The organism is Streptomyces sp. NPDC041796 (genome assembly GCF_055590785.1).
The window spans coordinates 1-4,199 of the sequence record NZ_JBVJAH010000078.1; the positions used below are offsets into that span (position 1 = coordinate 1).

The following is a 4,199-nucleotide window of genomic DNA, read 5'->3' on the forward strand; positions in this document are numbered from 1 at the left end:
CGGCCTCTTCTTCCCCATGCTCTCCATGATGAACATCATCCTTCCGGGGCTGAAGCCCCTGATCTCAGATGTCCGTCAAAGCGGATCAAGCCCAGTCGGCGTCTCGCCCCCCAGACCTTCTGCAGCGTCCAGCACGAAGGAAAGGTTCCGCTGGTCGTAGGGCTGCGCAGCGTCCGGACGGAAGACGACCGGCCTGGACTCTGCCCTGGTCCCGCGCTTAGCTTCCGGCTTGCCGAGGTTTCCGGCCGGGACGGTGGGCGTGTGCGGGCACACGGCTGACGAAATAGAGGGTTTCGTTGAGTGTCCGTTGGCTTCTCGGGTGGTCAATCCCTGCAGGGGCACACTGACTGTGGCCGCGTCATTCGATGGCGGCGGCTGCGTCGTTTCTTGCGAGCACATGGCTCCCGGTTCGGGTGGCGTATCAAGGAGAGGGAAGCGCTGACGCTCCATTTGCTCTTTGTAAGGAGCCGTGCCGAACACGTTCTCCACGGGTGCAAGACCGCCGCCCATGAGCGGGCACGGTGCCACAGCGGGGCTCGCTGAGAAGAGCACATTCTGTGTTCCCTGCTTCAGGAGGCGTCAGCTCGAGGGTGGATGGCTCGCTCCGTTGTATTGACACAGATCCGGGCCATCCGGTCCGTGGACACCTAGGAGAGTTACGGATGACATTGCTGAATATGACCCGGCGTTCCTTTTCCGGAGCGGTTGCTGCGATCGCCGTGGCGCTGACGCTCGCTACGAGCACGACAGCCGCTTCGTGCCCTCCTGACGGCAACATGTCTCATGCTGGTGGAGTGATCAAGGACAGCTACATCGTTACCCTTGCCAAGCACGTCGACTCCCGGTCGCCCAAAGCGAAGGCTGTGGCCAAGAAGTATGGCGCCCGGATCACGAAGACCTACCATTCGGCGTTGAACGGTTATGCCGTCAAGCTGAGTGCGAAGCAGGCTAAACGCTTAGCCCAGGACGAAGCCGTCACATCCGTCGTTCAGGACCAAGTCGTGAAAGCTTCTGCTACGCAGCCGGGCCCGCCATCATGGGGAGTGGACCGCATCGACCAGCGTGCCCTGCCCCTGAACGCGGGCTACACCTACCCTGACAGCGCTGGGCAGGGGGTTACGGTGTACGTCATCGACAGCGGCGTGCGCGTAACGCATCAGGATTTTGGCGGTCGCGCTATGCACGGCTATGACGCCATCGACGGCGACAACATTGCCGACGATGGCCACGGGCACGGCACGCATGTAGCTGCCACTGTTGCCGGCACCTCTTACGGCGTGGCTAAGAAGGCCAAGGTTGTCGCCGTACGGGTGCTCGACAACAACGGCTCGGGAACCAGCAGTGGTGTGATTGCCGGTATCGACTGGATTGCCCAGCACGCCACCAAGCCGGCCGTAGTCAACATGAGCCTGAGCTCAGCTGCCCATTCTGCGATGGATACAGCAGTGCGCAACTCGATCGCTGCGGGTCTCACATACGCCGTGGCGGCAGGCAACTACAACGCGGACGTCTCAGGTTACTCGCCCGCGCGTGTTTCTGAGGCCATCACGGTCGGTGCCACCTCCATCAGCGATGCACGGGACAGCTACTCCAACTACGGCAGCGGAGTGGACATGTTCGCCCCCGGTTCCTCCATCACCTCGGCCTGGATCGGCAGCGACACCGCCACCAACACGATCTCTGGCACCTCCATGGCCACCCCGCATGTGGCAGGCGCCGCCGCTGTTTACCTGTCGGACCGCCCCACCTCAACCCCTGCACAGGTCGCCTCGGCACTCACCTCGGCCGCGACCGCCAAGGTGGTTACCAATGTCGGCACCGGCACCACGGACAGGCTCCTGTACATCGGCAGCCGGTTCGACAACACCGCCGACTATCCGATCTGGGACTTCACCACCGCCCAATCCCCGATCACCGTTACCGGCGTAACCGGCAACGCGCCCTCCACCCTCCGCGTCGCGGTCGACATCAAGCACACCGCGATCGGGGACCTGCAGATCGACCTGATCTCACCCGACGGATCCGCCTACCGGCTCAAGAACTACAGCGACGGCGGAACCACCGACAACCTGATCACCTCCTACACCGTCGATGCCTCCTCCGAAACCGCCAACGGCACCTGGAGGCTCCGCGTCAGCGACAACTCACGCCGCGACACCGGCAGGATCGACTCCTGGTCACTGCAATTCTGATCCACCAAGCCACTTCAAGCGATCACCGATCGGCGAGCGGAGCGCCCACGCCGGGCTCTCCGCTCGTGGCGGCTACGCCGCTTCTCGCGGGCAGCAGCGTCTGCATCTCTGACAAGCCTACCGGTGGCCAGCGTCTCCCGCCGGCCTCCGGACTCAGCAACGTGTCCGCCGTAGACATCCCGCCTGGGCGGCATCGGGCGGGCCTCCAGACGCCGGACCTGCGGAAGGGAAAGTGGCGCTTTCCTCGTCTGGTACGTCGTCACGTCAGCGCCGACGCTGTACGGGCCCGCCGTGACCAAGAGGTTGGCCTCGACGGACTTCTGACGGACAACACCAACGCAGGGCATTCGGCGCCTACGGACAGGATTCCCTCACCAGAAACAGCAGGCTACATACCCTAACGGGGTCATTAACGCCCAGTGGCCTCGTGGGCAGTCGCAGCGGGGCTGCCCATGACCCCGGTTCTGCGTCTCCCCGGCTGGCTACCGTCCGTGTCTCGTCCTGTGGACTGCGTAAGCTCACCGACAGCCGAGTAGCGGGAGATCAGTGCGTCACCGGGACGAACACGAAGTACCGCCTCATCGACCAAGCCCGCCCGGCCTCCCGGCGGTTCACGCAGTTGTAATCGCGCTGCCAACCGGCAAGGGCGGGCCGTTCGAGGCGTTCCCGGTCGGCGACGGCCAGGCGCCCGACTACGACGAGCGACGGCCCGCGCTGCACACGAGCCGCGGACAGGAATCGCTGTTCACCATCCGGCGCGACTGGGCTCCGGTGCTGGCCCGGCTGCGGAGCATGCCTTCGGGCGAGCCGCCGCTGACCGAGACCGCCCAGCGCTTGCTTGAGGAGTTCACCCGCCATCGACCGGGGCAGCGGACGGACTACCGGAAGCACTCCCGCACGTTCACGATCCTCCTGTACTGGCTCGGCGCCGAGACGGCCGTCTTCGAACGCGACGTGCACGACCTGGCCGGAGCCGGTCGCGAGCGAGGTGGGCACCTGGGTGAAAGTCTTGCGCGAGCAGGGCCGCCGCGAAGGCGAGCCCCGTGGGTACGACGGCATCCGCCGTTACCTCACCACGCTCCAGCCCACCCTCACCGCGTGGACCACGAAGGCCGGCGTGAACTCACTGAGGGAGATCACGAAGGACCACGTCGAGAACGCCGTGGACGGCTTGTCTGGCTACGCCCGCCGAGGGCTGGCCACAGCCCTGCGAAGCCTGTTCCGCGCGCTCAAACGCGAGCGAGTGATCTTCCGCAACCCCGCCCGGGACCTCCCTGTCGGCGGCCTCAAGGGGATCCCGAAGTCCGTCCCCTCCGACCTTCTGATGGGGCTACTCGACCAGGCGTCGACGCCGCTCGGCCGCCTCGTCGTCGCCCTGGCCTCTATCCACGCACTGCCCGGACACGAGATCCGAACCCTGCACACAACGGGCCTCGACCTCTCCCGAGGCACGCTCGAAGTACAGCGCGGGCTGCTGCGGCACACCCTCTACCTGGAGGAGCTCACCCACCAACTCGCTGCCGACTGGACGACCTACCGCCACCTGCGCTGGCCCGCCTCGGCCAACTCCCACCTGCTGGTCAGCCAGAAGACCGCTGCCGATCCCGACCACCCGGCCGTCAATATCGGCACGCTGCGCGCGGCCCTCCCTATTAGGCAGTCGAAGCCAAAGCCAGCATGGTCCGGCAGCTCGCTCGCCTGCAGCGCCTGCAAGAAGACATCAGCAGGCGAAAAGGGACGGCTCTGGGAACTGATGGAAGCCCAGATACAGGCGGTCTACCGGGCGGTTGGAGCCGCTGCGGGCCCAGGCCGCACGCATGCAGGAGGGAACGAGGCCGTGCTGCTGTGGCTCTTCTTCGCCCTCCTGTTCGCGACGCTGTGACGGTGTCGCTCTCGCCGTTACTTGAGTTCATTGACTTCCGCTCTCCTCCTTAAAGGGAGGAGATTCCTGCCACGGGCATCTGACCGTCTCGGTGGGTTCCTGTTTCTTCGCGCTGTGCCGGGAGG

3 protein-coding genes are annotated in these 4,199 nt (G+C 65.3%); 2 read left to right on the forward strand and 1 reads right to left on the reverse strand.

Annotated features, from left to right (window positions below; all coding sequences use genetic code 11):
- Nucleotides 1-662: 662 nt before the first annotated feature.
- Nucleotides 663-2,192, forward strand: a complete 1,530-nt coding sequence (locus ACZ6C1_RS38710) for a S8 family peptidase (RefSeq protein ID WP_469247715.1) — start codon at nucleotides 663-665, stop codon at nucleotides 2,190-2,192.
- 543 nt (nucleotides 2,193-2,735) lie between these two features.
- On the opposite strand, the gene ACZ6C1_RS38715 is transcribed toward ACZ6C1_RS38710, so the two are convergent.
- The gene (locus ACZ6C1_RS38715) at nucleotides 2,736-3,188 is read right to left on the reverse strand and encodes a hypothetical protein (RefSeq protein ID WP_469247716.1); all 453 of its coding nucleotides are present in this window, start codon (nucleotides 3,186-3,188) and stop codon (nucleotides 2,736-2,738) included.
- Nucleotides 3,189-3,192: 4 nt separating this feature from the next.
- Here ACZ6C1_RS38715 and ACZ6C1_RS38720 point away from each other — a divergent pair, with 4 nt between their 5' ends.
- Complete coding sequence (locus ACZ6C1_RS38720; protein ID WP_469247717.1) at nucleotides 3,193-4,074, forward strand: hypothetical protein; 882 nt, start codon at nucleotides 3,193-3,195, stop codon at nucleotides 4,072-4,074.
- Nucleotides 4,075-4,199 lie beyond the last annotated feature (125 nt).